Below are 26,613 nucleotides of genomic sequence, written 5' to 3' on the forward strand. Positions count from 1 at the left end.
TGCCGTTGAATGGATGATCAGGGATCCGAGCCGGACTTTGCCGCGCATGCCGGCCTGGTGGCGTTCCCGCGCGACATCGCCGAATTGACCGACACGACGCTGTGCCCGGCCTGCTTCACGCCACTGTCTGGAACCATCTGCGCGGCTTGTGGCCTCGACCTGAGTCACCCCGCCGCGTTCCAACTGCTGCGCTACTCGCAGGATGCCGCACGACTGCTGCAGGCCCGGGTGAGCACCATCGGCCGGATGCGCTTCGACCAGGCCAAGACACCCGCTCGCACTGAGGTGCCGGCCGCCGTCGAGGTGCCAGTTAGGCCGACACACTGGCAACCCGTATTCCCCACCGCGACGGGTGGTCAGAACCCCAACGCACCTTCGGCGGAGCAGCCACCAGCCCGCCCGACGAAGCGACCCACGGCCAGCGCGACGCCGCCCGGCCCGCGGCGCTCCAGCGTCCAGGTGCTGTTGCTGCTCGTCGGGGTGTCGCTGCTGTCGATCGCCGCCATCTTCTTCCTGGTGTACGCGCTCATCACGTACGGCCTGGTCACCCGCTCGATCATCATCGGCGCGATCACCGTCGCCGCCTTCGTGGTCGCAGGCCTGCTACGGCGCCGAGGACTGACCGCGACGGCCGAAGGGATCGGCACCTTCTCCGTCGTACTGATCTACCTGGATGCGTTCGCCGTGCGCGCGAACGACCTGCTGGGCCTGACCTCGGTGCCGGCGCAAACCTACTGGGGCGTTACCCTCGTTGTGTCAGGGGTGGCGTTCATCGTCTGGCACCGCCGCACCGGTCCGCGATCGGCCAGCATCGCCGGGTTCGCGACCTTCGCGCCGGGCGTTGGGCTCGTTGTCGCCGGGGCGGCCCGCGGCCTCGACGACACGACCGGCGTGTTCCTCTCGTTTGCCGCGGTCGCCGCGGCGGGCGTCATCCATCGGGCCACCCGGGCCGGCGGCTTTGCCGAGCGCATCATCATTCTGTCGACGACCTCGCTGGCGCTCCTGTTCGGATTCCTTGCGGCGCTGATGCTGGACCACGACTGGGATTGGGCGCCCGCGTTCGGACTCGCCCTCCTCGCGGTGATCGGGCTGGCCCACGCCGGGGTCCTTGCCACCGACCGGCCCGACTCCGCTGCGGACACCGTTGTCGAGGGGCGCGCCGTCCGCCTGTACGGCGCCGCGTTCGCCGGGTTCGGCGGCGCGGCATCCGCTCTCGCCATGGTCGCGGTCGCGATCCGGGTGGGTGACCCATCGTTCGGCAGCTTCGCGCCGCCCGTGATCGGCGCACTGCTGGCCCTGCTGCTCGAGTTCGGCTCGCGTACGCTCAGAAGTCTCCGGATGCGCGCCCACGCCCTCGTCGGCGCGCGCGCCGCCGGGGTGGTCGCCATTATCGCGCTTCTCCTTCCGGCGTACCTGGCCGTGCAGAACACGGTGGCCGTCCTGACGACCAGCCTGTCCAGGCCATGGACCCTGACGCCGATGGACGTTGTCGATCCGAGTGTCGCGGGTGCCGGCTGGGCGGTCGCCGCTCTCGCCGTGGTTGGCGGGCTCGCCGGTGCGATCTGGCGGGCGGCGAAGCTCTCCGGCAGGCTGCGGCTCGTTCGCTGGTTTGAGGTGGGCACCATCCTCGTCGCGGTGCCGCTGCTCGGCGTGCTCTGGCTGGTGCTGGTGGGTTATCTGCTGCTCGCGGCGCTGACCCTGACCCTCGCGTTGCGCCGGGCGTCCGCCGAGGGCTACCGGGGACTGCTCCTGGGACTGTTGTCGGGGGCGCTGGCTCTGGGCTACCTGATCGGTTGGTCCAGCCAGTCAACGTGGTTGGCCGGCAGCCTGGGTCTGATCGCCGCGCTGCTCATCAGCCGGAGGGTGTGCCGCACGTCGTTCGACGCGGCATCCGTTCTAGGCGTGGCGGTGATCGCCGCCCTCATCGCAGCGGCGGCTGCCGCGCATCAACTGGCGCCGGACGCTGTCGCGGGGGCCTCGGCGGTGAATGTGGCGCGCTTCGTTGGGATCCTTGCCACGGTGTTCCTGCTCGGATCGTTGCTGTTGCGGTCGTTACTGCCGCGGTCGGCTGTGGCCGGGTGGCCGACCGTTCGTGGTCGGGCCGGTGTCTCGGTGCCCGATCGCCGCTCGGTGTTCTGGCTTTCCGCGGCAGCGGCCGGCGCCTGCGCTGTGATCGGCCATCAGGAACTCGGCGACCTGGCGGCGAGCGAGCGGGCGACACTCCTCCTGCCCGAATTCGGCACCAGCCTGGCGGTGAACGCCGCGCTGGTCGTGGTGCTCGCGCTGTGGGTGCTGGTACCGTCGCCGGAGTTACCGGCGCCTGGACCATCGTCGCCCGGGCCATCGTCGCCGGCGACACCCGACGAACGCGGTGCGTTGCGGATCGAACGCATCGCCGCGGGGTTGCTGGTGACGCCGGCGCTCTACCTGGTCGTTGACGCGCTCGCGCTCACGCTGCAACTCGATTCCTCGGCACGATCAGCGACTCCGGTCGCCGCGGCGCTGCTGGCCAGCGGCGGAGCCCTCGCCATCACGCTGCGCCGTCCCTCGGTGTCGCCTCGGTGGGCCCGGGAGGTCGGCATCGCGTTGGTCGGTGTTCCGGCCGTCGCCGTGACGTTCGTCGAGCCCAACCCGGCGAGCTGGCTCGTGCTGGTGCTCGGCGGGCTCACCGCACTGATCCTCGCCATCGACACCGACGGGTTGTTATCGTCCGTCTCGCCGCGTAAGCACCTCGGTTGGGTCGCACTGGCCCTGGCCACAGCGGGCTTCTGGCGCCGACTGGCCGGCGACAACGTGCACAACCTCGAGGCGTACGTGCTACCACTGGCCGGGGTGCTGCTGGTCATCGCCGTACTCAGTGTGGTCTCCGCGCGGCGCCGGGGCGCGGGAGATCCGATCGCCGCACCGCTGCTGGTGCTCGGCGGGTTGCTCATCGCGGTACTGCCGCTTTCGGTGGATGCGGCCTCCGGAGCGCCGATGCCGGCGCTCGTCATCGGCGCGGCGTGTGCCGTGCTGCTTCTGGTCGGAGGCTTCCTGCCGCGACCGGCTCGCACCTACCTGGACGCAGCGACGTTGGCCGGTGCCATCGGGGTTCTCGTCGTGGCCACCGGCCGGGCGTCGTTCCTCCTGATCTCGGGCACGGCCGGGCCGCTGCCGGATGCCTGGCTCGGCGGAGGCTTCCTGCTGCTGCTCATCACCGCCTTCGGCATCGCCCGGCTGCCCGTCGACAGGTGGCGTCGGCAGCGGATGCTCGCCAGCGAGGTGCTGGGCGTCGTGGCGATGGGTGCGGTGCTGGTCGTGGTGCTTGGTCTGGTGCTCGGTCTGGCGCTGGACGGCGCGCCGGTCGGTCGGCTCGGCCCGGTGCGGATCATCGCGTTGGCGTTCGCGTTTTCGGCGGTACACGTGCTGGCACTCACGCTGCGTACGCCTCCATTCACCCCTCGGGTGGGCACCGCCGCCATCGTCTTTGCCGGCGTCGCGGTGCTGGCGGGCTCACGCATCCTGGAGCCGATCGAGTGGGGCACGGTGCCGATCGCGTTCGCGCTGCTCAGCACCGGATTCGCGCATCTGAACGACACGCCGACGGCGCGAAGCTGGCGGTGGATCGGGCCGGGGTTTGCGGTGCTGCTGATTCCGTCGCTGGTCGCCGCGATCGGCGAACGTCCGCTGTGGCGGCTGGTGGCCATCGGCGTGGTCGGTGTTGCGGTTATTGTGCTCGGCGCGGTACGGAGGCTCCAGGCGCCCCTCCTGATCGGAATCGCGGTTGTTCTGATCCACGGCATCGCCACATTCGCGCCGCAGATCCGTGCGGTCTACGAGCTCGCGAACTGGTGGGTGTGGGCCGGCATCGGCGGGGTGCTGCTGATCGTGCTGGCGGCCCAGTACGAGAAACGGATCCAAAATTTCAAGAGCGTTGCGATGCGGATCAGTGCGCTTCGATAAAACTCCGAAATTGTCCCCCCTTCACGGTGCAAATGTACCCCGTTTCGCATTGTTGAGTCCCCCTAATGGCCGACTACACTGGCACTACCGCACCCGAAGTGCCCAGGCGGTAGGGCCCCTCACCCGCAGGAGTTACCCATGTCGACCGAAGTGAATTACGAGTTGGCCCCCGCCGGTTGGTACCCGGATCCGCTTGGTATGGATCAGGTGCGCTGGTGGAACGGTTTCGGTTGGAGCAACAACATCGAGCAGCGTTGCCCGGAGCTGTCGATTTCCGACGCTTACAAGGTTCGCCTGGTCGGTTCCCCCGCCTGAGCGATTCCTGGTCTGGCGGTTCCTGGTCTGGCTAACCCGCCTGATTCGTCCGCTTACCCACCGTGCGGTCGGCTGTGTTCCCGTGCAGTCGCATCCGTCCTGCGCAGCCCCGTTACCCGAGCGGGGCTGCGCAACACTCTGGTGGATGAGTGTTGACTAGCGTTGCAGCCACGACAGCACCGCGAGCACTCGACGATGATCGGTGCCCGAGTCATCCAAGCCCAGCTTCTGGAAGATCGACGTTACATTCTTCTCGACCGCGCCGACGCCGATCACGAGTTCTGCGGCGATCGCCGAGTTCGTGCGCCCGTTGGCCATCCGGGTCAGCACCTCGCGCTCGCGCGGTGTGAGAGTCTCCAAGGGATCGTGGCGTCGGCCAATGAGCTGAGCGACGACCTCGGGATCGAGCACCGTACCTCCGGCCGCGATGCGGGCGATCGCATCCTGCAATTCATCCAGGGACGCGACGCGGTCCTTGAGCAGATAGCCGATGCCGCCGTTGCCGGAGGACAGCAGTTCCTGCGCGTAGACGACCTCGACGTACTGCGAGAGCAGCAGGATGGCCAGTGTCGGCATCAGCGTTCGCGCTCGGATGGCGGTCCTGACGCCCTCATCGCGGAAGGTCGGCGGCATCCGCACGTCGAGCACGGCGAGGTCTGGGCGGAGTGTCGGCAGATCGGCCAGCAGACTGTCGCCGTCCCCGTAGGAACCGACCACCTCGAGGCCGGCCTCGACGAGCACTCGCACCAGACCCTCCCGCAGCAACAGCGAATCGTCGGCCACGACCACGCGCAGTCCTGGGGTGTCGGTCACTCGACCAGCCTAGGCCGGGACCACCGGCAGCGCGGTCGCGGACCGGGCACCGGGACCACCGGCAGCATGATCGCGCACTGGACACCGGGACCACCGGCAGCGCGGTCGCCAGCCGGTTTTACCTGCCGGCACCGCAGTCGGGGCCGAGACTCTAGAGTCGGATCATGGCATCCGCTACCGTGCGCGTGGACAGCTGGACCTGGGCGGTCCGGGTCTTCAAGACCCGGTCGGCGGCGACCGCCGCGTGCCGCGCCGGACATGTGCGGGTGAACGGCGACCGGGCGAAGGCGGCGCAGCCGGTGCGCATCGGCGACGAAGTGCGCGTTCGCGCGGCCGGCACCGAACGCATCCTCGTGGTGGCGCGTCTGGTGGTCAAACGCGTGGGTGCTGCTGTGGCCGCCGAGTGTTTCACCGACCTCACACCGCCGCCACCGCCGCGAGCGTCGATTCCAGCGGCGCCGGCCGTTCGGGACCGCGGCGCCGGCCGACCCACCAAACGCGAGCGTCGCGATCTGGACAAGCTGCGCGGCCGCTGACCCGTCGCATCCCATCCGATCCCATCCCATCCCGTCCCACCCCATCCCATCCCGTTTCACGGAGTTTTTGACTCCGGATGCCTGTGCCATAGGGATCCAGGCGGGTCGGAGACAGAAACTCCGTGAAACGGGAGCTGTCCGGTGAGTGGGAGGTGAACCGAGGCAGGAGGTCAGTAGGTGACCGGCAGGTGCGCGGTGACCGTGGTGGGGCCGCCGGCCGGGCTGTGCACCTGAAGCATGCCGCCGAGTCCGCGCATCCGTTCGTCCAACCCGGCAAGACCGTGTCCCGGCAACGTTTGGGCGCCGCCGGTGCCGTCGTCGGTGACCGACAGATCCAACCAGGTATCGTCCGGCCCGGGAATGCGACGCAGCGCCAGACGCAGCTCGACCCCGGATGCGCCGGAGTGCTTCGTGGCGTTTGTCAGCAACTCGGTGGCCACGAAGTAGGCGTTGCGCTCGATCTCCTGCGGAAGCGAGATTTCCGAGGCGAGTTCGTTGACGAACCGCACCGGAATGGGACTGCGCACCGTGAGCGACTCCAGCGCCGCCACCAGTCCCCGGTCCAGCAGGATCGGCGGTGCGAACCCGCGGGACAACGCCCGCAACTCCTCCAACGCCTCCCGCGACTGCGCCATGGCGCCGTCGATGAGGTTCCGTGCCGCATCCGGATCCGTGTCCAGTTGGCGGCCAGCGGCCGCGAGGTCCATTTGCAAGCGCACCAGTCGCTGCTGCGGGCCATCATGGATGTCGCGCTCAAGCCGGCGCAGCGCGGTGCCTTCGGCCGAAACGGCCGCGGTGCGGGAGGCGGAGAGGTCGACCACCCGAGCCTGCAGGTCGTCCGAGCGGAAACGCGCCAGCATGACGCGGGCGACGCCGTAGTGCACAAGCGTGAGGCCGCGGGTGATGAACGGCAGGGTGGCCAGGAATAGCAGGCCGAGCGCCAGTTGAAGGATGCTGTCGAGCGTGTCGAAGTCCAGGCCGCCGGCGCCGTCGCCGTCGCCGAACGTGTCGAACAGCCACCGGGACAGGAACCATGGGTTGTCGGATACGGGCAGGTACCGCCCCCAGATCCAGTAGGTGCTGCCGCCGAGCGCGATCGCCAACCAGGTCACGGTGATGACCCAGGTGATGAGGGACACCACGTAACCCACGATCATGGTGTGCAGCGCGTAGAGCCAGTAGTGACCGTTGCCGAGCACCGAGCGCAGCCAGTTCCAGAACCCCTTTTCTGAGTGCCATCGAGGCCGCTCGATGGCCGGCATCCGCGCCCAATCGAGCCGAATCAGTTCCAGGGTGCCGAACCCGCGCGCGAGGTACAGCATTCCGATCAGCAGGAACACACCGAGGAAGAAGGTGACGAGGGTGCCCACCCCGGCCGAGAACAGCGCCGTAGATGCTGCGAAGCCGGCGACGCCGATCGGCAGGCCCAGCAGGAGGAATCCGAGTTCGCGCGGAACGCCGCGCCAGAGCGCGAGGTATCCGTGGGAATCCCGAGGCGCGTTCACGGACTCTAGCGTGGCAGAGTTCGGGGCGAACCCGGCGGTGGTGGCGCTGGCGGTCTCGCGGTCAGTGGTGGTCATGGCCTTGTCCTTCACGGTCGGTGGAGCTGTTCTGGTCGTGCTTGGTGGGTGGTGTGCCTGCCGATTGTCCCGGCTTCACGACGACGAACTGGCCCATCATGCCGCGGTCCTCGTGCCAGAGCAGGTGGCAGTGGTACATGTAGGGGAAGTCCGAGTCGGTGTAGTCGGTGAAGCGCATCAGCAACCGGTATTCGGTGTCGGGCCTGAGGTAGATGGTGTCCTTCCAGCCGGCGAGTTCGGGGCTCGGCGGCCGACCGCCCACGCTCGCAACCTGGAACTGCACGTCGTGTACGTGGAAGCCGTGCGGCATGCTCATGCCGTTGGTCACGGACCAGAGCTCGGTGTCTCCCACCGTGACAACCTCGTCAATGCGGTCCATGCGCATCGGTTCGTTGTTGATCACGAAGCCCTCCAGCCGGAACTCCCGGCGCACACTCGCATCCGACTGCGCGATGCGGTCCATCGGAACCAGCCGGGCGGGGATGGTGCCGACGGAGGCGAGCGCGGCGGATGCCCGCAGCTCGAGTACGTCGAAGCTGTCGTTCCCGGCGTTGCGGCCGGCGATCGCGTCGGGGAGGCCGAGGTCGGGCCCAGTCGAGCGCAGCGTCACCGTCTCCCCCGGCGTCATCCGCACGAGCACCTCGGCGCGTTCCCCAGGCGAGAGCTGGATCTGTTCGGTCTCATAGGGCTGCTCGGTCAGCCCGCCGTCGGTGCCGATCAGGGCGAGGTCGTGCCCGTCACTCAGTCTGAAATTGAAGATACGGCCGGCCGAGGCGTTCAGCAGGCGCAGCCGAACGACATCCGTGGTCACATCCAGGTAGGGCCCCAGGGTGCCGTTGACCAGCAGTTGGTCTCCGATCGGGCCGATGAAGCCCCGGGTGTCGGTGGTAAGAGCGCCGTCCTCACCGAAGCGCGCATCCTGCACGATCAGCGGGACGTCATCGACGCCGTAATCGCGCGGGAGGGGCAGGGCGGCCTCGATCCGGTCATCGATGATGAACATACCGGCGAGCCCCATCGTTACGTGTTTTTCGGTCGCGCCGTGCGGATGCGGGTGGTACCACAGCGTCGCGGCGGGCTGGTCGATGGTCCAGCTCGGCGACCAATCGGCGCCGGGCTCAATCATCTGGTGCGGGCCGCCGTCCATCCTGGCCGGCAGGTGCATGCCGTGCCAGTGCACGGTGGTCTCCTCTGGAAGCCGGTTGTGCACGTTGACAACGACGTCCTCGCCGCGGGCGGCCCGCAATGTCGGGCCGAGGTACGACTGGTCAGCATCTTCGGAGGCAAATCGCCACGTGGTGGTGTCCTTTCCTGGCAGGAAGTGGCTCACTGCCTGGTGCGCCGTGAGGTCGAACACGCGGCGCCCGGAGGTGTCGATGGTCGAGGCGGCGAGCGGCGGGATGGCCAGTGGGGTGTCGAACTCGACGTTGCCGATCGTGTTGATGGGGCCCGCTCCCGGCAGGAGCCGCGGAATCGCGCCGCAACCGCTGAGCGCGGTCAGCGCGGCGGCCGTCACTGCCGTGACTGCCACGGTCATTGCCGTTGCGCGCGGGCGGCGGAATCGGGAGGAGAACTGGGCCATGCATCCAGCCTCGCGATTCCGGCAGAGTGGCGGCATCCGGCGGGCATCCCAACCGCCTCGGGGGTTATCCCCCGCCGCTCCACGGCGGGCATCCGCCGTAGCGCCCGCGCCGCCCTCGCACCCGCGCCGCCCTCGCGCCCGCGCCGCCCGAGCACGCGCGCCGCCGCCGCCCGAGCACGCGCGCCGCCGCCGCCCGAGCACGCGCGCCGCCGCCGCCCGAGCACGCGCGCCGTCCTCGCGCCAGCTCTAGACCCGTTTCACGGAGTTTTTGTCCTGGACCGGCCTACTCCCCGGCCGGCAGGACGCCGAAGGTCAAAATCTCCGTGAAACGGGTCCCGCGATTGCGACTGCGGGAGGCCCGCAAGGATGCCCGGGCTGCATCTCCGTGTCAGATTCCCAGCCGGGCTATCCGCTTGCGAGCGGCAACCTCGCTGCCGGACGCGCCATGCAGCACCTGCCCAATGCCCCACAGTGTCAGTCGCGTCGCCGTGATGGCCGGCCACCACGCACGTTTCAAGCCCAGCAGTTTGCGGTACTCGGGCCGAATAGACGCGACGGCTCCGGCGAACAGGATGCGGTAGGCCGGCATCATCGACCGCTTGAGTCCAGGCGAGCGGAGGAACCGCACCGCTTCGGATACCCGGTCATCGGACTTGAGCACGCCGGACTGTCTGAACCTGTCGAGCTGAGATTGCAACTCAGCCGCCGACCGCGGTGGGGACTGCACACCGACGAGTTCGCCCGCCTTAGCCCATTCGCACACGTACTGGTCGGCTCCTCCTGGAACGGCACCGCCCCAGATCTGATGGCAGGCGAGAAAGGAGTCGGTGAAGACGTCGTGCACCCAGGTGAGCAGCTCCGTGTCCAGGGCGCTGTACGGCCGGGCCGTGCCACTGGTATCCGTGTACTTCCCCACCACGCGTTCATGGAGCCGGTCGATGCGGCTCGACTCGCGCACGGCCATCGCGGTATCGGAGAACGTGACGACGACAATCCAACGCACCGTCCGCGACAGTCGCCCCAGCGGATCGTCCTGGTATAACGACCAGTCGTGCACACCAGCCATCGCACCAGGATGCAGGGTCTGCAGGAGCAAGGCCCGAATACCCGCGACAAAGGTCGGCAAAGCACCGTGCACCGACCAGGCCGCGGAATTTGGGCCGAAGAAGCCGGCATCATCGCCGAGCTCGAGGTCACGCACCCACTCCGGGCGGCCGTCCGGCGACCCGGTCAGCGCGGACAGCACCCGCTCACGGGATCGATCAGCGAGCCTGCCCACACCGCTACGCTAACCCGTCACCCTGAGCGTCTGCACGGCCCGCAGACACCAAATCTCCGGCGTATTGGCTGACGGTTAATCCCGTTTCACGGAGTTTCTGTCCGGGACGGGCCTACATCCCAGTGCGCAAGCATCCGGAAGTCAAATTCTCCGTGAAACGGGTCAGGCCGCGGGGTCGGGCGGGCCGAGTGAGGGTGGGCGGGGTCAGGTGCGGGTCGGGGCCAGATCAGAGTGAGCGGTGGGTCCAACGACCGGCCAACAGGGTGCCCGCCACCGGCATACTGCGGAGCCGCTCGCCCGATTCGACGAGCGGGTCGCGATCCACGATGGCAAGGTCCGCCGAAGAGCCGACGGCTACCGTGTTCCCGTTCGTCGAGGCGGCCAGCGCCTCCTCGACCGCGATGCGCTGCTCCGGATGCCACGGCTCGCGCCCATCCCGGCTGCGACTGACCGCCGCTGCGATGGCAAACCACGGATCCAGGCCGGCAACCGGCGCATCCGAACCGAACAGCAGGCTGGCACCGGAATCCAGCAGCGTACGCAGCGCGAAGGCGTGCCCGGTACGGCCGGCCCAGTATCGGTCCGCGACGTCGCGGTCATCCATGGCATGTTCCGGTTGCACGCTGGCGACGATGCCCAGGCGGCCGAAGCGGGCGAAGTCGGCCTGCCGAATCAGTTGGGCGTGCTCGATCCGGCCGGCACATCCGACCGACTCGAAGGCATCCAGCGCGACCCGGTTCGCTTCATCGCCGATGGCATGCACGGCGGGGATGATGCCGGCGGCGGATGCGCGGCGCATCAGCCGGGTGAGGTTGTCGGCGCTCACCGTGAGAAGTCCGTTGGCGCCCCGTTACTTTGTTCGTGGACCCAAACAGTGTGAACTGGGAGGGTGTTGGCCTGTCAGGTCCGGCATGATTGTTGCCCCCAGTCGTTGATGATCCGGGGGGTGTTGTCACTGGACCTGATTGGCGTCGGGTGATCGCTAATAGGGGCTCGATCGAGATGCTTTCTCTGGTCGTTCGTAACGTGGATGCCGAGACTTGACGCCGTGACTCAGGCCATTTGAGATCGAGCGGACGGAGCAGTCATGATCGAAAACTACGATGGCGTCAACGTATTCGTCGGTGTCGACGTCGGCAAAGGCGAGCACCACGCGGTGGCCCTGAACCGGGCCGGCACGGTGGTATTCGACCATGTGTTACCCAACGACGAAGCGAAGATGCGGGCGGTGTTGCGCAAGCTCAAGCAGCACGGCACCGTCCTGGTTGTCGTCGATCAGCCGGCCACGATCGGCGCCTTGCCGATCGCCGTATCGATCGCGGAAGGGGTCCTGGTGGGCTACCTGCCGGGGCTAGCGATGCGGCGCATCGCGGACTTGCACGCCGGGGAGGCCAAGACCGACGCCCGGGACGCGGCCATCATCGCTCAAGCCGCACGGACCCTGCCGCACGCCTTGCGGTCGATCCAGCTGGCCGACGAATCCGTCCACCCGGCGTTGGAGCGGGTTGTCGGCCCGCACCTGGACCATCCCGCGATGCTCGACCTGCTGCAGCACTACCCGTCGCCGGCGGCGATGACGGCAGCCGGCACCACCCGGATAGCAACCCGGCTGCTCAAGCTCGCCCCACGCATGGGGCGCCGTTGGGCCGAACAGATCACCCAGGCGTTGAGCCAGCAGACCGTCGTGGTCGTCGGCACGAACGCCGCCGCGACCGTGTTGCCACGCCTGGCCGAGCAGCTCGCGGGCCTGCGCCGGCAGCGCCGCGAGATTGCTGTCGTCGTCGAAAAGCTGGTCGAAGACCACCCTCTTTCCCCGGTCCTAACCAGCATGCCCGGAGTCGGGGTCAGGACCGCGGCGCGACTCCTCACCGAGGTTGCCGGCAAGCACTTCGAGTCCTCCGGCCACCTTGCCGCCTACGCCGGACTGGCACCCGTGACCCGCAGATCAGGCTCCTCAATCAGGGGCGAGCATCCATCTCGACGGGGCAACAAGATCCTCAAACGGACCCTGTTCCTGTCCGCCTTCGCGGCGCTGCGCGACCCGGTCTCGCGAACCTACTATGACCGCAAGATCGCCCAAGGCAAACGCCACAACCAGGCCCTCATCGCCCTCGCCCGGCGCCGATGCGACGTCCTATTCGCGATGCTCCGCGACGGCACACTTTATAAAACCGAACATCGACTCGCTGCTTGACAAACCACATAGGGGCACCCCCCCCCCGCTCATTCCCTGATACTTCTCGACGCACCAGGCGGTGCGGGTGTTGAGTGAACCGTCAATGATGATCTTGAACGGACCGACGCTCAGCAGTCCGCCTGTGCCGTCAATGATGATCTTGAACGGACCGACGCTCAGCAGTCCGCCTGTGCCGTCGATGATGTCGCCGGTGCGCGCCCCGGCGGCGATCGCCTCGTCGAGGAATGCGGTGTAGATGCCCGCGGCGATCCGGAGCTTGTCGAAGCCGTTCGCGAATCGGCGCGGCCACACCACGAGGTTCTTGACCATCTCGAAGTCGACGACGCCGACGACTCCGCGGGCGGCGGCCGCTGCCGCGGCATCCGTCACCCAACGGTCGAGGACTACGTCCGGCACGTCCTGCAGGTGTGTCGTCACCGCGAAACAGTCGTCTTCGCACAGGAGCCCGGTGGGGTGGTCAGGAAAGCCGAAGCGTGCGAGTGCCGCTGAGTTCAGCCAGCAGCTGTGCAGGTCCGCGCTGAGGACGACGATGGGGACACTTCCCGACCCGGCGTCCAGCAGTGCCCGGGACGGCGCATCCGGCCAGAGTCCGTCGTGGAAGCCGATTCCAACGATCGGGCCGCATTGGCGGCGTTGGCGGCAGTGGCGGCTTCCGCCATGATGCCCGCGACCTGGGCGGCGGAGGATGCGGCGGAGACGTCCAGGCGCTGGGCGGCCAAAGCGTGCTGCGTGAAATGTACGTGGTTGTCCCAGAGTCCGGGCAGAACGAACCGGCCGTCGAGGTCGACCACTTCGGACGACTCGAACGGCAGCGAGGGACCGATGGCCGCAATTGTGCCGTCCACGACCCGAAGGTCAGTGCGGCGACCGCCCAGCATCCGGGCATTGTGGAGCAACAGGCTCATGACCCGACTCCCGACGTACGCTCACGGATACTCCGCATGGCCACAGTCTTCCACTCAGCCGGCTGACTACGGGCGCGGCGGCGCAGCATCCAGCCCCATCCGGCCCGTCAGTCCCGTCTGGCCCGTCGGTCCAGTCCGGCCCATCCGGCCCCGTCCATCCACAACCCGTCTCACGGAGTTTCTGTCTCCAGTAGCCCTACTTCCCCGGGCACGAGTACCTCGAAGTCAAAATCTCCTTGAAACGGGGTGGGACTAGATGACTGCGGCACTCCAGTCGTCGGGATTGCCGAACCGATGCGCCGTGATGCTGACCGCCTGCTCACGCAGGAACGGCAACAACTCGATCCGCCCGGAGGAGGTCACCGGATCGGCGTAGATCGCCAGGTCCGGGTCACCCTTCACTGCTGCGGACAACTCGTAGGCGTCCCCACCGATCAGCCGCACCCGGCTGGTGAGGATTCCACCTTGCACGGCACGCTCGAGCCAGCGCCGGTCCGGTTCGACGGCCACGGATGCGACGTGCCGCTGCAACACCGCGAGCAGCTTCGGTGAGGGCTGCAGCGACGTACTGACGTGCACCGGTGCCCCGGCACGCAGTCCGGCCGCCACCATCCTCACCAAATCAACCAGGTCGGCTCCGTCGGCCAACCGCACCGTCACGCCGATCGGCAGGTAACGGAACAGGTTGCGTTCCAGGCCGAGCCCGGAGACATCCTTCGCCGTGCCGAACTCGCGCTCCCACTCTGACTGATCCGAGGCCGCGGCGCGGCGCACCCGCTCCAGCTCGGCGGGCTGGAGGTCGCCCTCAGCCGCCGCGAGCAGCTCGGAGATCCGAGGCGTCAACGGCGCGGCCACCGAGACGGCCGACAGCTCCGCCGGCTCCCAAGACCCGAGGTGCACCAGATAGTTGGGTCCGCCGGCCTTCGTGCCCGCCCCCACCGAGGACCGCTTCCAACCGCCGAACGGTTGACGGCGCACGATCGCGCCAGTGATGCCGCGGTTCACGTACAGGTTTCCCGCCTCCACGCCGTTCAGCCAGGTACGCAGCTCCTCCGCGTCGAGCGAGTGCAATCCCGCGGTGAGGCCGTACGCGCTCGCGTTCTGCAACCGGATCGCCTCGTCCAGCGTCGCGGCGCGCATCACCCCGAGCACCGGCCCGAAGAACTCGGTGAGATGGAAGTAGCTGCCGTCGGCAACGCCGGTGCGGATGCCAGGGCTCCAGAGCCGCCCGCTGTCGTCCAGCTGCTTCGGCTGCAGCAGCCACCGCTCACCGCTGTCCAAGGTGGTGAGCGCATCCTTGAGCTTGCCCTTCGCCGGCTCGATGATCGGCCCCATCTGCGTCGTCGGGTCGGACGGGTAGCCGACCCGCATCGACGTCACCGCGTCGACGAGTTGCCGCTCGAAGCGCTGCGACCGCGCGGCGGAGCCGACCAGAATAACCAGGCTGGCCGCGGAGCATTTCTGTCCGGCATGCCCGAACGCCGACTTCACCACGTCCGAAACCGCGAGGTCGATGTCGGCGCTCGGGGTGACGATGATGGCGTTCTTGCCGCTGGTCTCGGCGAGCAGCGGCAGCTCCGGCCGCCAGGAGCGGAACATCTGCGCCGTTTCGTAACCGCCGGTGAGGATGACCCGCTCGACCCGCGGGTCGGAGATCAGCCTCTGGCCGAGGTCGCGGTCTCGCAGGTCGACCAGCTGCAGCACGTCGCGTGGCACCCCAGCACGCCACAGCGCGTCGATCATGACGGCGCCGGAACGCTGCGACAGTTTCGCCGGCTTGATGATGACCGGGCTACCGGCGGCCAGGGCCGCCAGGGTGGAGCCAGCGGGGATCGCCACTGGGAAGTTCCACGGCGGAGTGACCACCGTCAGCGCGGACGGGGTGTACCTGGCGCCGTCGACGGCGTCCAGCTCCGGTGCCAACGATGCGTAGTAGCCGGCGAAGTCGATCGCCTCGGTGACCTCGGGGTCGCCCTCCGCGATGGTCTTGCCGGTCTCGTTTGCCATGACCTCGATCAGCTTGGCGCGGCTGGATTCGAGTTCGACCGCGGCGCGACGCAGGATCTGCGCGCGGCCGGCGCCGCCCAGCGCCGCCCAGGACTTCCCCGCCTCACGGGCGGTCGTGATCACCGTGTCGAGCTGGTCCGGGCTGTCGATTCCGGCGGCGGCGATGATGTCCACGCCGAGTGCGGAAGCGGCGGAGGCCTCGATGGCGCTCCGACCCCAGGCGCGGTTGGCGGGCAGCGCCGGATCGGTGTCCGAGGTGTTGTGGAACCCTTCGACAGGCTCAGGGCGGCGCCCTACTTCGACGGGCTCAAGGACCGAACTGGAAAACTCGGACGCCGCTGCCGTCCGGTTCTGGGTACGGTTGGAAGCCGGCACCGTCCCGTCAAGCTGGGCCAGGGAGGCGAGGAACCGGCTCTTCTCGCGATCCATCAACCGCTGGTTGTGGGCCAACTCGAACACTGCCGACATGAAATTGTCCTGGCTGGCGTTCTCCTCCAGCCGGCGCACCAGGTAACTGATCGCGACGTCGAACTCCTGCGGTCGCACTACGGGCGTGTAGAGAAGCAGTCCACCGACGGCCTTGCGCACCGCATCCGCCTGGCCCTCGGCCATACCGAGCAGCATTTCGAACTCGACGTCGGATGCGACACCGCGCTGCTGCGAGAGCAGGTGCGCGAACGCGATATCGAACAGGTTGTGTCCGGCGATTCCGACGCGCACGGCGGCGGTGTGCTCCGGCCGCATCGCCCAGTCCAGCACCCGCAGGTAGTTGGTGTCGGTGTCTTGTTTGCTCGGGTAGGTGGCCAGCGGCCAGCCGTGCACCGCGGCGTCCACGTGTTCCATAGCGAGGTTGGCGCCCTTCACCACGCGCACCTTGATCGGTGCGCCGCCGCGAGCGACGCGCTGCGTCGACCACTGTGTGAGCGCTTGGAAGGCGCCCAGCGCATCCGGCAGGTAGGCCTGGAGCACGATGCCCGCCTCGAGGTTCAGCAGCTGCGGCTGGTCCAGGATGCCGCGGAACACCGCCATGGTGAGGTCGAGGTCGCGATATTCCTCCATGTCGAGGTTGATGAACTTGGGGCTGGCCGAGGCTGCCGCCAACTCGTAGAGCGGCGTCAGCCGGGTGACCACGCGCTGAACGGTCTCGTCGAAGGCCCACATCGACAGTTGGCTGACGATCGAGGACACCTTGATGGACACGTAATCGACATCGGGGCGGGCCAGCATGGCCCGAGTGCCCTCCAGCCGGCGGGCTGCCTCGGCCTCGCCGAGCACCGCCTCGCCGAGCAGGTTCAGGTTGAGCCGGATGCCCGGCTTCTTGAGTTTGGCGATGGCCGCACCGAGCTGGTCGGGACGGGCGTCCACGATCAGGTGACCGACCATGCCGCGCAGCACCCGCCGGGCCACCGGCACGACAGCCCATGGCACCGTCGGGGCAATCGCCCCGCCGACGCGGACGGCGATGCGCATGTACCAGGGCAGGAACGCCGGGGTGTTGCGGGCCAGCAGGGACAGGTTTCTGGCCGCCACGGTGAGGTCCTCCGGGCGCACCACGCGGTCGACGAAGCCGACGGTGAAGTCGAGCCCGTGCTGGTCTTTCAGCGCCTTGGCCAGCAGTTTCGCCGAGCGGGAACCGTGGTCGTCTGCACCCAGTTTCGCCCAGGTGGAGGCCAAGTCGATCGCCTCGTCGGCGAGGCCGGCAGGAATGACCGGTGCAGTGCTGAGATCGTTCGTCATATCTCGACAATAGGCCTTTTTCGGACCGAATACTTGCCGACTGGCAACTATTCCTTTTTCAGCTTTTCGAGCTCGTCCAAACCGACGGTGAGGAGGCCCTCGAAGACGCTGCGGATGATCTCTGCGACCTTCACCGAGTCTCGTTCGTAGAGCCACTGCAGCTGCAATCCGTCGACCAAGGCGAGCAGCACGCGGGAGGCGACTTCCGGGCTGATCCCGGGCTTCAGCATCCCGTGCCGCTCCGCGACCTCGAGGTACGTCGTCATGGACCGGACCAGCGAACGGTAGAACTGGGCGTAGTACTCGTGCCCCGGATGGTCAGTGGCGGTCGCCTCCGCCGCCGCGGCGCTGAACAACTCGATGTGACCGGGCGCGGAGGCGTTGTATTCGGCGAGCGCGATCAACTCGCCGACGGCCATCCCGGTTGGATCGTCGAAGTGCCGGCGCAACCGCTCGTCACGACGGTGCAGCACGGCGATGAGCAATTCCTGCTTGCTCGGAAAGTAGTGCATCAGCGACTGGTGGGACACGCCGCACTTTCGGGCGATTTCCCGCAGCGTCGAGCCTTGGAACCCGACCTGACTGAAGACCTCGAGCGCCGCATCCAAGATCGCCTCGCGCTTGATCACGCCCTTGGCGTAGCGGCCCTGCGGCGGCGGGGTCAGCAGTTCGTCCTCGCTCAGGCCTGACATCGTGGGCACCAGTAGAGTTTGCGGGCGGCGGCCAGCTCCATGACGATGTTGGTCCCGCACACCCGGCACGGCAGTCCCTCGCGGTGGTACACCCAGTGCCGGTCCTCGCGGGAGGCGACCGCCTGCCGTTGCGCCGCCTCGGACAAGCCCTCCATCGTGAGCATGAGCCCGGTCTGCACGCCGACGGTGAGCAAGTGCGTCCAGTCCCGCCACAACTGCCGGACGATCTCCGGAGCGAGCAGCTTACCCGGCGTGTGCGGGTTCAGCTTCGCGCGGAACAGCAACTCGGCCCGATAGACGTTGCCGATGCCGCTGACCACCGACTGATCCATCAGCAGCAGTCCGATCGGCGTCTGCCTGCGCCGAACGGCGGTGACGAAACGCTCCTCGCCGGTCTTCGGATCGTCCACCAGCGGGTCCGGCCCCAGTGCGCCCATGCTGTGCGCGACCTGCTCGGCGGTGAGAACCTCGCACGCGGTCGGGCCGCGGAGGTCGGCGACGGTGGCCTCCGTCAGCAGTCGTACCCGCACCTGCCCGATCGGCTCGGGCGGAAACTGCTCGATCTCATCCACGACGCGTTCCTGCTCGGCCATCCGCAGCCGTGCCCGGCGCGGCGCACCCATGCTGCGGCCGAGCGCCTGCTCGGCGGTCGCATCCGCGGTGATGTCGCCCGCGAAATCCCAGGCGCCGTAGATTCCGAGGTGCACCCGCAGCCACAGACCATGGTCGAACTCCAGGAAGGTCTGCTTGCCGACCGCCGTGGACTGCACCATGGAGTGGCCGGTGAGTTGCTCGGCCCCCTGCGCGAAACGGCCCTGCGGGGAGGATGCTGCCACCTCGCGCCCCACGAAGTGCAGGTCGAACTGGCGGGCGATGCGGTGGACGGAGTGGCCTTCCGGCATGGTCAGCCGACCACCTTCCCGGCGATGGCGCCGGTGGTTTCGTACTCCGCCAGCTGGGCGATGCGACGGGCATGTCGCTCGTCGCCGCTGAACGCTGTGGCGATGAACGTGTCGATGAAGAGTTCCGCCTCGGCGAGCGTGTGCTGCCTGGCGCCGATGGAGATCAGGTTCGCGTCGTTGTGCTGCCTGGCCAGCTGGGCGGTGGGAACGCTCCAAACCAGGGCGGCCCTGGCCCCGCGCACTTTGTTCGCCGCCATCTGCTCGCCGTTGCCCGACCCGCCGAAGATCACCCCGAGCGCCTCGACGCCCGCGGCCTGATCGGCGACCACCGCGATCGCCGCATTGATACAGAACGAGGGGTAGTCATCCAGGGCGTCGTAACCGTCCGGCCCGTGGTCGACGACGTCATGACCGGCGGCGCGCAGGTGCTCCTGCAGTTCCTTGCTCAGATCGAGTCCGGCGTGGTCGGTCGCAACGTGGATACGCATGCTTCCAGCTTACGGTTCACCGGTTTCGGCTCGGTTTCAGTCGAAGATCGGCTTACGGGTGCGGGAACGCTTGAGCTCGAAGAATCCGTCGTAGTTCGCCGCGGCGACCACGCCATCCCAGAGCGCCAGTGCCTGCTCTCCCTGGGGCGCCGGGGAGATCACCGGGCCGAAGAAGGCGACGCCGTTGACGGAGATCACCGGGGTGCCGACGTCCTGACCGACCCGGCCGATGCCATCGAAGTGCGACGCCCGCATCGGTTCGTCGAACTCGTCGGAGTCGGCGTACCTGGCGAAATCGGACGGCAGCCCCACCTCGGGCAGCGCCCCGGCGAGCACCGCCTCGACATCGGTGCTGCCGCCGACGTGGATGCGCGTCCCCAAGGCGTCGTACAGCGGCTTGACGATCTGCTGGCCGTACAGTTCCTTCGCCGCCGCGACCAGGCGGGTGTAGCGCAGTGCCCGCGGCAGGAAGGCGCGGTAGTCATCGCTGACGTCTTTGTCCTCGTTGAGCACGGAGAGGCTCATCACGTGCCAGGTGACCTCCAGGTTGCGATGCCGTGCCACCTCGTCCACCCATCTGCTGGTCATCCAGGCCCACGGGCACGACGGATCGAACCAGAAATCGACGATGGTCGCGGCGGATGCGGCGGGGTCGGTCGCGGCGGCATCGGCTTCAGTTGCAGTGGTCATGGTGGCGTTGGTCATATCAGGGGCAACCAGGCTTGCCGGAGGAGAATTCCCCACCTGAGCGCAGGGTGCGAGACTCTGGTCTTTCCCGTCCGGTCAGCGCAGAATAGATACATTGGTCCCCGATGGACGTGAGGCGCCTCATGAAGAACATGAAAAGCGACCTGCCGGATCTGATGCCGGTCCTGTCGCGTGGAAAACATCGCACTCCCCGTAGCGGCGGATGCTTCATGGAGTTCGCCTCGTACCTGGCGGGCGAATCCTGGAGCGATCACCCGAACTGCACGCATCCGTTGCTCGCCTCCTTGGCCAGGATGGTCAACGATTGCAGCTCCGACTACGCCCGATCACGGCTCGTGCCGTTGATCCCCGACGTGATCGGACTGACAAGCGACGACCCGCGCAAGGGCATCATGGTGGCACTGCGCGCTGCCGCGTGCGCGCTGCCCGTGGTCGCCGCCGAGCGTCAACGCGCCCTGGCGGTGGGCATCCTGGCCTGCGAGCGGGCGCTGTCCGAACTGGACGGCGAGGTTCAGCCGTTCGCCAGCGAACTCATGGCCGGTGCGTTCCGCGGGGCGCCGGACACCGAACGCTGGGCACGCGAGTTCGTCTCGTCGATCGGATCGTGGGCTCGCACCGGGTTCACCAACCGCACGGCCGACGCGATCGTGTTACTGGCGGTGCAGGGCATCGCACGGGCCTGTGTCTCGGATGCCGACGAGCGGCTGCACGACCTATTGGTCGCGGCGATCCACGACTTCTCCTCCGACCAGACGCTGCCGATCACCACGACGGCCACGACGACGGTGAGGACACCGGCTCCGGCCAACGCCTGAGGAAGTGCGGGCTTACGAAGCAAGTCCGGGCTTTTAAGTCTGGGCTTCGCGTGGGGGTGTCCCCTGGCGGGTTCGCCGGATTGCGTCCAACTAGACTTTCGAGTTGGACACAATCCGTCAGCGAAGGAGCACACCCGTGCCAGGACAGAACCTCACCAGGACCGAAGCCGTCGAGCGCAAGCGCCACATCGAGGTGCAGGGCTACGACGTCGCCCTCGATCTGACCACCGGCGAGGAGACGTTCGGCAGCACGACGACGGTGCGGTTCACCGCTGAGCCTGGTTCCTCCACCTTCATCGATGCATTCACACGCACGGTGCACTCGGTCACGCTCAACGGTGAAGCCCTCGACCCGGCCACCGTCAGCGACGGGGTGCGTATCCAGTTGCCGCACCTGGCGGCCCAGAACGTGCTCACCGTGGTGGCGGATGCCGAATACACCAACACCGGCGAGGGACTGCACCGGTTCGTCGACCCGGTCGACGGCGAGGTCTACCTCTACTCGCAGTTCGAGGTTCCGGACTCCCGCCGCGTCTTCGCCGTGTTCGAGCAGCCCGACCTCAAGGCATCCTTCAGCTTCACGATCACCGCACCATCCCGCTGGCAGATCATCAGCAACTCCCCCACCCCGAAGCCCGAGGCGGTCGAGGGGACGAGCAACGCCATCTGGAGCTTCGAGCCCACCCCGGTGCTGGCCAGCTACGTCACGGCAATCATCGCCGGGCCGTACTCGGTGACCCGCAGTTCGCTCACCAGCAGCGACGGGCGCGAGATCCAGCTGGGCATCTTTGCGAGAAAATCGCTCACCGAATTCCTCGACGCCGACTACATCTTCGACATCACCCGCCGCGGCTTCGCCTATTACGAGGAGAAGTTCGACTACCCATACCCGTTTGAGAAGTACGACCAGCTGTTCGTGCCCGAGTTCAACGCCGGGGCGATGGAGAACGCCGGCGCGATCACCTTCACCGAGACCTACGTGTTCCGCTCCAAGGTGACGGACGCGATCAAGGAACGCCGCGTGGTCACGATCCTGCACGAGCTGGCGCACATGTGGTTCGGCGATCTGGTCACGATGAAGTGGTGGAACGACCTGTGGCTGAACGAGTCGTTCGCCGAATGGGCCTCGACGATCTCCTCCGCGGAGGCGACAGAGTGGACCCAAGCCTGGACCACGTTCCAGGCGATGGAGAAGAGCTGGGCCTACCGGCAGGATCAACTGCCCTCCACGCATCCGGTGGTCGCCACCATCAACGACCTGGAGGACGTGCAGGTCAACTTCGACGGCATCACCTACGCCAAGGGCGGATCGGTGATCAAGCAACTGGTCGCCTGGGTGGGCCGCGACGCGTTCTTCAGCGGTGTCGCCGCCTACTTCAAGAAGAACGCCTACGGCAACACTGAGCTGGCCGACCTGCTCTCTGAGTTGGAGACCACGAGTGGCCGCGACCTCACCAACTGGTCCAAGCTGTGGCTCGAGACCGCAGGAGTGAACACGCTGCGGCCGCAGCTGGACACGGATGCGACGGGAGCGATCACCTCGTTCGCGGTGCTGCAGGAGGCAGCCGAGGATTACCCCACCATCCGCCCGCACCGGCTCGGGATCGGCTTCTACAAGCTCACGGACGGGAAGCTGCAGCGTGACCACCGCGTCGAGATCGACGTCGACGGTACCCGCACCGAGGTCCCGGAGCTGGTGGGCATGACCCAGCCGGACCTCGTGCTGCTCAACGACGACGACCTCGCCTACGCGAAGATCCGGTTCGACGATGCGTCGCTGAAGATCGCGCTGGCCCATCTGAAAGACATCGAAAGTCCGCTGGCGCGGGCTCTGGTCTGGGGTTCGGTGTGGGATTCCACCCGGGACGGCGAGACCCCGGCCGGCGACTACGTGTCGCTCGTGCTGGACAACATCGCCTCCGAGACCGAGAGCACCACACTGCGCACCACCCTCAACCAACTGGTGCTCACCACCAAGCAGTATGTGGCCCCCGCGCGGCGAGGCGAGACATTGACCAGGGTCGGCGACGCGCTGTGGGCGCTGGCCGAAACCGCCAAAGCCGGATCCGACGCGCAATTCCAGTTCGTGAAGTTCTTCGCTCACCTGGCGAGCACCGAGGAGCACTTCACCCGGCTGCAGGGACTGCGGGACGGTTCCCTCGCCCTGCCGCAGCTCGTGATTGACACCGACCTGCGCTGGGAGATCCTCGAGGGGCTTGCGCTGGGGAACAAGATCACCGACGCGGACATCGATGCCGCGTTGGCCGAGGACAACACCGCCAACGGCCAGCAGGCGGCAGCGCGGGCGCGGGCGACGTTCCCGACCGAGGCCGCGAAGCAGGCCGCGTTCTCCTCGGTGGTGGATTCGGATGCGCTGCCCAACGCGATCGTGCGCGCTGCGACCATCGGATACCAGCACACCAACGATCCGTCGTCGCTTCAGCCGCTCGTCGAGCGATACTTCAGCAGCCTCACCGACCTGTGGGAGAGCCGCAGCTACCACATCGCCGCGACGCTCATCGTGGGCCTGTACCCGGCGCCCCTCGCATCCGCGCAACTGCGCGACGTCACCCGGGCCTGGCTCGACGCGAATCCTGAGCCGGTCGCACTGCACCGCCTCGTGCTGGAGAACCTCGCCGGCGTGGAACGCGCCCTGATGGTGCAGGCGCGCGACGAGTAGCCCCGCGCTCGATACGCAACCGAGGGGATTCGGGCTACACGCCGTTCTCGGCGCCACGACACGCCGGCGACCGCCAGAATCGCCTCGGTTACGTGCCGCTACAGGCGCAGGATCGAGTGCACCTGGTGACCGGAAAGTTGCGCGCGACCGCCCAGTTCGGTCAGCTCCAGCACCACACCGATCCCGCTGACGGTGTAACCGGCGCGCTCGATCAGGCGCGCCGCCGCGGTGAGCGTGCCGCCTGTGGCGACCAGGTCGTCGAGGATGAGCACGCGTGATGCCGGTGAATGACGTCGGGGCGCAAGCTCCAGCGCATCCGTGCCGTACTCCAGGTCATAGTGCTCGGTGAGCACGTCACCGGGGAGTTTTCCGGACTTTCGCACCACCAGCAGCGAGGTGCCGGAGGCGTACGCGGCGGCCGCCGCCAGCAGGAAACCGCGGGCTTCAACCCCGGCGACCGCGTCGAAGGTGCCGCGGAAATGGTCCACCAGGTCGTCGACGACCGCCCGGAACGCGGGCGCATCCGCGAAGACCGGGGTGAGGTCGCGGAACAGGATGCCGGGGCGCGGGAAATCCGGGATGCTGGCCAACAGAGCACCGACCAGATCACGCGGAGACGACGGCATCCTCCCAGACTACGGGCAGGTCACCGATCGCCGCGGAGCCTCGCAGGCGCTGCGCTGCTGCCGGCTCGGCGGCGCCGCGTGGGCCACCGGATGTTCAGGGCAGCCCTAATACACTGGACTGCGGCGGGCAACGAAGGGTGTAGCGGTGACGGCGTTCTGGACGTGGATTGAACAGCACTACCTGTCGATCCCGTTGACGATCGTCGCGATCATCGTCGGCGCGATCCTGGTCCGCTGGGTGCTGCTCATTCTCATCCGCCGGGTCGTCGATCAAGTCGTCACCGGCGTCAAGAAGAAACAGAACGTTCAGGACACGCAGGCATTGACCGCCTCCCCACTCACCGCGGTGCGGGTCGTGCAGCGCACCCGCACCCTGGGTTCGGTACTGGGCAACATCGTCAACGTCACTATCGTCGTGGTGACGATCATTGTGGTGGTCAACGCCGTCTCCCCCACGGTGATCGGCTCCCTGGCCCTGCTCACCGCGGCCCTCGGCGCCGGTCTCGGCTTCGGCGCCCAGAAGATCGTCATGGACATTCTCAATGGACTGTTCATGGTGATCGAGGACCAGCTCGGCGTCGGCGACATCGTCGACCTTGGACCGGCGACAGGAATGGTCGAGTCGGTCGGCATCCGCATCACCAAGGTGCGCGACGTCAACGGCACACTGTGGTTCGTGCGCAACGGCGAGATCGTGCGCGTCGGAAACATGTCCCAGGGCTGGGCCAGGGTCATCATCGACCTGGCCGTGCCGTACGACACCGACATCGAGGCGGTGCAGGAGCGGATTCTCGCCACTGCCGAGGAACTCGCCCAGATCCCGAAGTGGCGTGCACACGTGCTGGAGAAACCGGAGCTGTGGGGTTTGGAGTCGGTGTCCGACAATGCCCTGGTCATCCGCTTGGTGATGAAGACACGCTCGTCCACCAAGGACGACGTGGCCCGCGAACTGCGGATGCGCCTGAAACGATCGCTGGACGAGGCCGGCGTCACACTGCCGTCGCTGGCCAGTGTCGTGCTCACCGGCTTCGAGAGCGCCGCCTCGGTGCGCGGCGCCCGGCCGCCGCGCACAAAGCCGCTGCCGTCCACCCCGTCCCGACCCGCCGCACCCAGGGCCCCGAAGCGAAAATGATGTCAGAACCGACCAGGCGACCGATCCCGGTCACCGTGCGCCTCGGGGCGCACGGCGAGTCGGCGACCGGCAACTTCTTCGACGAAGTCGGCGGTCAGCAGACCTTCGACCGGCTGGTGCGCAGTTTTTATGAGCGGGTCAGAGAAGACCCGGTGCTCTGGCCGATGTATCCGCAGGACGACTATGAGGGCGCCATCCACCGGCTCAGCACCTTTTTGCAGCAGTTCTGGGGCGGACCGCGTACCTACATCGAGGAGCGCGGGCATCCGCGGCTGATCAAGCGCCACGCCGCCTTCAAGGTCAACCCGGACGCACGCGACCGCTGGCTCGGCCACATGCGGGCGGCGCTGGACGAACTTGCGTTGCCGCCTCTTCAGGATGCGACGCTGTGGGGCAACCTCGACAGCGAGGCCCACGCGCTGGTCAACACGTTCTCGCAGTAGCGAGCCATCCGTCCGCGCTACTTGCGGGTGCAGTGCCCTGCCGCGACAGGCTGGCTGAGGCCGGCGGCCTTGGCCACCACGGGGGCCAGTTCCTGGTTGGTCAGCGCGAACCCTTGACCGGATCCGTTCGCCGCCTTCGCGAACACGACCCCGGCGACGCGTCCGTCCGCACTCACCAGCGGCCCGCCGGAGTTGCCCTCCTGCACGTTGGCGGCCAGCGAGTAGAGCTCAAGCGGCGACGGGTTCTGACCGTAGATGTCGGGCACGCCCACGGTGGACACGGCCTGCACCTTCGCGGGGTTTGAGCGGAACGGCCCGCCGAGCGGATATCCGTCGAACACCGCGTTGTCGCCGGCCGCCAGGTCGTCGGCCAGCCGCAACGCGGGCGTGGACAATCCGGATACCTGGATCACCGCGAGGTCGCGTACCGGGTCGAAGTACACGACTTTGCCGGACAGCGCCGCGCCGCCGCGTACTTCCACAACCGGGCTTCCCACACCGGCCACTACGTGAGCGTTGGTCACCACACGGTTGGTGGCCACCACGAAACCGGAGCCGGACTGATTCTGCCCGCACTGATAGGCGGTGCCGGTGATCTTCACGACGGATCCGGCGGCCGCCTGCTGCTGCGCGGTCGGGGCGACCGCATCCGGAGCGGTCAGCGTACTCCCGGGCGCCAGCGAGTCGATGATCCGCACGCCGCCCTGAGCCACCAGGGCGCGCAGCTGCGCCTCGGCAGCTTCCACCGGCTCGGGCGTCAGCGTGTCGATCGTGGCGAGAACCCTGGATGAGGCGATCGTCTGGGAGAGGAACGGCACGCCGAGGGAACCGACGCTGAACGCCAGCATCGACAGCAGCGCCGAGGAGACCACCAGACTGATGGCCGCTCCGAGAATCCGGTCGACGATCCGCAGCGGCGACCGTTTGAAACTGCGCCGGACGACTCTGCCCAGGGCCGTCCCCAGACTCTGGCCCAGTACGACCAGTACCAGCACCGACAGCAGGATGGCCGGTACTCGCCATCCGCTGTCCGCCACCCACGTACTCACCAGCGGGATCGCGAAGAAGGCGGCGATGGCACCGGCGACCACGCCCAGGATGCCGCCAAGGCTGACGATGAGTCCGACCCGGTAGCCGTAGATCAGATAGGACAGCAACAACAGCAGCAATGCGAGGTCGAGGAGCCAGGGCACGGCATCCTCCTCATCCGGGCGTTGCGATGTAGCCTGCCCGC

Annotated in this window: 22 protein-coding genes; 8 read left to right on the top strand and 14 right to left on the bottom strand. The window is 67.7% G+C overall.

From position 1 onward, the window contains the following. The first annotated feature begins 9 nt into the window (after positions 1 to 9). Complete coding sequence (locus tag ABFX56_RS02920; protein ID WP_346231780.1) at positions 10 to 3,942, top strand: SCO7613 C-terminal domain-containing membrane protein; 3,933 nt, start codon at positions 10 to 12, stop codon at positions 3,940 to 3,942. Between the two features lie 138 nt (positions 3,943 to 4,080). Further along, positions 4,081 to 4,257 carry a DUF2510 domain-containing protein gene (locus tag ABFX56_RS02925; RefSeq protein ID WP_346231781.1) on the top strand — a complete coding sequence of 59 codons (177 nt, stop codon included), beginning with the start codon at positions 4,081 to 4,083 and terminating at the stop codon, positions 4,255 to 4,257. Between the two features lie 156 nt (positions 4,258 to 4,413). Here ABFX56_RS02925 and ABFX56_RS02930 read toward each other — a convergent pair whose 3' ends face one another. Further along, positions 4,414 to 5,070 (bottom strand): response regulator transcription factor, encoded by a 657-nt coding sequence (locus ABFX56_RS02930; protein ID WP_428834388.1) that lies wholly within the window; start codon positions 5,068 to 5,070, stop codon positions 4,414 to 4,416. A 164-nt stretch (positions 5,071 to 5,234) separates the two neighbouring features. On the opposite strand from ABFX56_RS02930, the gene ABFX56_RS02935 reads away from it, so the two are divergent. Next, a complete protein-coding gene (locus ABFX56_RS02935; protein WP_346231782.1) occupies positions 5,235 to 5,606 on the top strand; it encodes an RNA-binding S4 domain-containing protein in 372 nt (123 codons plus the stop codon). A 170-nt stretch (positions 5,607 to 5,776) separates the two neighbouring features. On the opposite strand, the gene ABFX56_RS02940 is transcribed toward ABFX56_RS02935, so the two are convergent. From ABFX56_RS02940 to ABFX56_RS02955, 4 genes are all read right to left on the bottom strand, one after another. Beyond that, positions 5,777 to 7,186, bottom strand: coding sequence for a sensor histidine kinase (locus ABFX56_RS02940; RefSeq protein WP_346231783.1), 1,410 nt, complete (start codon positions 7,184 to 7,186; stop codon positions 5,777 to 5,779). Continuing rightward, positions 7,173 to 8,768, bottom strand: a complete 1,596-nt coding sequence (locus ABFX56_RS02945) for a multicopper oxidase family protein (RefSeq protein WP_346231784.1) — start codon at positions 8,766 to 8,768, stop codon at positions 7,173 to 7,175. Before ABFX56_RS02945 ends, ABFX56_RS02940 begins: the two co-directional genes overlap by 14 nt. Before the next feature lie 388 nt (positions 8,769 to 9,156). Beyond that, positions 9,157 to 10,047 carry an oxygenase MpaB family protein gene (locus ABFX56_RS02950; RefSeq protein WP_346231785.1) on the bottom strand — a complete coding sequence of 297 codons (891 nt, stop codon included), beginning with the start codon at positions 10,045 to 10,047 and terminating at the stop codon, positions 9,157 to 9,159. Between the two features lie 226 nt (positions 10,048 to 10,273). Then, positions 10,274 to 10,873, bottom strand: coding sequence for an amidohydrolase family protein (locus ABFX56_RS02955; protein ID WP_346231786.1), 600 nt, complete (start codon positions 10,871 to 10,873; stop codon positions 10,274 to 10,276). 261 nt (positions 10,874 to 11,134) lie between these two features. On the opposite strand from ABFX56_RS02955, the gene ABFX56_RS02960 reads away from it, so the two are divergent. Continuing rightward, positions 11,135 to 12,241 (top strand): IS110 family RNA-guided transposase, encoded by a 1,107-nt coding sequence (locus ABFX56_RS02960; RefSeq protein WP_346231787.1) that lies wholly within the window; start codon positions 11,135 to 11,137, stop codon positions 12,239 to 12,241. On the opposite strand, the gene ABFX56_RS02965 is transcribed toward ABFX56_RS02960, so the two are convergent. The 7 genes from ABFX56_RS02965 to ABFX56_RS02995 all read right to left on the bottom strand — a co-directional run bounded on the left by ABFX56_RS02965 (position 12,182) and on the right by ABFX56_RS02995 (position 19,665). Next, complete coding sequence (locus ABFX56_RS02965) at positions 12,182 to 12,850, bottom strand: amidohydrolase family protein (RefSeq protein WP_346233129.1); 669 nt, start codon at positions 12,848 to 12,850, stop codon at positions 12,182 to 12,184. The two genes, ABFX56_RS02960 and ABFX56_RS02965, sit on opposite strands and share 60 nt — an antisense overlap. Further along, entirely contained in the window at positions 12,736 to 13,149 is a 414-nt protein-coding gene (locus tag ABFX56_RS02970; RefSeq protein WP_346231788.1) for an amidohydrolase family protein, read from the bottom strand. The genes ABFX56_RS02965 and ABFX56_RS02970 overlap by 115 nt, the downstream gene beginning before the upstream one ends. A 252-nt stretch (positions 13,150 to 13,401) precedes the next feature. Then, the gene (locus tag ABFX56_RS02975; RefSeq protein WP_346231789.1) at positions 13,402 to 16,893 is read right to left on the bottom strand and encodes a proline dehydrogenase family protein; all 3,492 of its coding nucleotides are present in this window, start codon (positions 16,891 to 16,893) and stop codon (positions 13,402 to 13,404) included. Positions 16,894 to 16,940: 47 nt separating this feature from the next. Next, on the bottom strand, positions 16,941 to 17,585 hold the full coding sequence (locus ABFX56_RS02980; RefSeq protein WP_346233130.1) for a TetR/AcrR family transcriptional regulator: 645 nt from the start codon (positions 17,583 to 17,585) through the stop codon (positions 16,941 to 16,943). Further along, positions 17,573 to 18,487, bottom strand: a complete 915-nt coding sequence (locus ABFX56_RS02985; protein ID WP_346231790.1) for an Fpg/Nei family DNA glycosylase — start codon at positions 18,485 to 18,487, stop codon at positions 17,573 to 17,575. The genes ABFX56_RS02980 and ABFX56_RS02985 overlap by 13 nt, the downstream gene beginning before the upstream one ends. A 2-nt stretch (positions 18,488 to 18,489) precedes the next feature. Then, a complete protein-coding gene (locus ABFX56_RS02990) occupies positions 18,490 to 18,975 on the bottom strand; it encodes a ribose-5-phosphate isomerase (protein WP_346231791.1) in 486 nt (161 codons plus the stop codon). A gap of 36 nt (positions 18,976 to 19,011) precedes the next feature. After that, positions 19,012 to 19,665 carry a mycothiol-dependent nitroreductase Rv2466c family protein gene (locus ABFX56_RS02995; RefSeq protein WP_428834389.1) on the bottom strand — a complete coding sequence of 218 codons (654 nt, stop codon included), beginning with the start codon at positions 19,663 to 19,665 and terminating at the stop codon, positions 19,012 to 19,014. A 140-nt stretch (positions 19,666 to 19,805) separates the two neighbouring features. On the opposite strand from ABFX56_RS02995, the gene ABFX56_RS03000 reads away from it, so the two are divergent. Further along, positions 19,806 to 20,498 (top strand): hypothetical protein, encoded by a 693-nt coding sequence (locus ABFX56_RS03000; RefSeq protein WP_346231792.1) that lies wholly within the window; start codon positions 19,806 to 19,808, stop codon positions 20,496 to 20,498. Between the two features lie 136 nt (positions 20,499 to 20,634). Next, a complete protein-coding gene (gene pepN, locus ABFX56_RS03005; protein WP_346231793.1) occupies positions 20,635 to 23,178 on the top strand; it encodes an aminopeptidase N in 2,544 nt (847 codons plus the stop codon). A gap of 98 nt (positions 23,179 to 23,276) precedes the next feature. On the opposite strand, the gene ABFX56_RS03010 is transcribed toward pepN, so the two are convergent. Further along, positions 23,277 to 23,804 carry an adenine phosphoribosyltransferase gene (locus ABFX56_RS03010; protein ID WP_346231794.1) on the bottom strand — a complete coding sequence of 176 codons (528 nt, stop codon included), beginning with the start codon at positions 23,802 to 23,804 and terminating at the stop codon, positions 23,277 to 23,279. Positions 23,805 to 23,949: 145 nt separating this feature from the next. On the opposite strand from ABFX56_RS03010, the gene ABFX56_RS03015 reads away from it, so the two are divergent. Together ABFX56_RS03015 and ABFX56_RS03020 are read left to right on the top strand one after the other, a co-directional pair. Further along, positions 23,950 to 24,936 (top strand): mechanosensitive ion channel family protein, encoded by a 987-nt coding sequence (locus tag ABFX56_RS03015; protein WP_346231795.1) that lies wholly within the window; start codon positions 23,950 to 23,952, stop codon positions 24,934 to 24,936. Further along, entirely contained in the window at positions 24,936 to 25,379 is a 444-nt protein-coding gene (locus ABFX56_RS03020; protein WP_428834421.1) for a globin, read from the top strand. Before ABFX56_RS03015 ends, ABFX56_RS03020 begins: the two co-directional genes overlap by 1 nt. A gap of 17 nt (positions 25,380 to 25,396) precedes the next feature. On the opposite strand, the gene ABFX56_RS03025 is transcribed toward ABFX56_RS03020, so the two are convergent. Further along, positions 25,397 to 26,572 (bottom strand): MarP family serine protease, encoded by a 1,176-nt coding sequence (locus tag ABFX56_RS03025; protein WP_346231797.1) that lies wholly within the window; start codon positions 26,570 to 26,572, stop codon positions 25,397 to 25,399. Positions 26,573 to 26,613 lie beyond the last annotated feature (41 nt).

This window comes from Parafrigoribacterium mesophilum (genome assembly GCF_039652555.1).
GTDB lineage: Bacteria > Actinomycetota > Actinomycetes > Actinomycetales > Microbacteriaceae > Parafrigoribacterium > Parafrigoribacterium mesophilum.